The sequence below is a fragment of the Streptomyces sp. UNOC14_S4 genome, assembly GCF_020740835.1.
GTDB lineage: Bacteria > Actinomycetota > Actinomycetes > Streptomycetales > Streptomycetaceae > Streptomyces.
In genome coordinates this window covers 1-962 of record NZ_JAINFC010000978.1, presented here as the reverse complement: position 1 = coordinate 962, position 962 = coordinate 1, and the positions used below count along the sequence as shown (strand labels likewise).

The following is a 962-nucleotide window of genomic DNA, read 5'->3' as shown; positions in this document are numbered from 1 at the left end:
GGGCGTGATCGCGGGTGTGCAGTCGTCTTCCCCACCCGTCTCCGCGCGGAAACCTGTGACCGTCGGCCAATCCGAAATCACAATCGAAATCACATCCGAATCCGGTCGCCGTGGCGGCGCGGTTCCGGGCTCGTTCCGGGCTTGCCCCCTCCGCGCCACAGGCCCCGGCGCGGCCCCCCGGCGCCCCTTACAGCCGGTTTACCGGCGTCCGAGGCAGGATGGATGCACCCGGCCACGGGAATCACACGCCTGCCCACCTGGGCTCCAAGGGAAGGATCAACGCCGTGCGCGTACTCGTCGTCGAGGACGAGCAGCTGCTCGCCGATGCCGTCGCCACCGGATTGCGCCGGGAGGCCATGGCCGTCGACGTCGTGTACGACGGAGCGGCCGCCATCGAGCGCGTCGCCGTCAACGACTACGACGTCATCGTCCTCGACCGCGACCTTCCCCTCGTCCACGGCGACGACGTGTGCCGCAAGGTCGTCGAGCTCGGCATCCCCACCCGCGTCCTGATGCTCACCGCCTCCGGCGACGTCAGCGACCGCGTGGAGGGCCTGGAGATCGGCGCCGACGACTACCTGCCCAAGCCCTTCGCCTTCAGCGAGCTCACCGCGCGCGTGCGCGCCCTCGGGCGCCGTACGACCGTGGCGCTGCCGCCCGTCCTGGAACGCGCGGGCATCAAGCTCGACCCCAACCGCCGCGAGGTCTTCCGCGACGGCCGTGAGGTGCAGCTGGCGCCCAAGGAGTTCGCGGTCCTGGAGGTCCTGATGCGCAGCGAGGGCGCCGTGGTCTCCGCGGAGCAGCTACTGGAGAAGGCGTGGGACGAGAACACCGACCCCTTCACCAATGTCGTCCGCGTCACGGTCATGACCCTGCGCCGCAAGCTCGGCGAGCCCCCGGTGATCGTCACCGTGCCCGGCTCCGGATACCGGATCTGACCCCGATGCCCGCCGCCCCCACCC

1 protein-coding gene is annotated in these 962 nt (G+C 70.7%); it reads left to right on the top strand.

The features are described 5' to 3' along the window. The first annotated feature begins 284 nt into the window (after positions 1 to 284). On the top strand, positions 285 to 938 hold the full coding sequence (locus K6I34_RS37445) for a response regulator transcription factor (protein ID WP_121797492.1): 654 nt from the start codon (positions 285 to 287) through the stop codon (positions 936 to 938). Positions 939 to 962 lie beyond the last annotated feature (24 nt).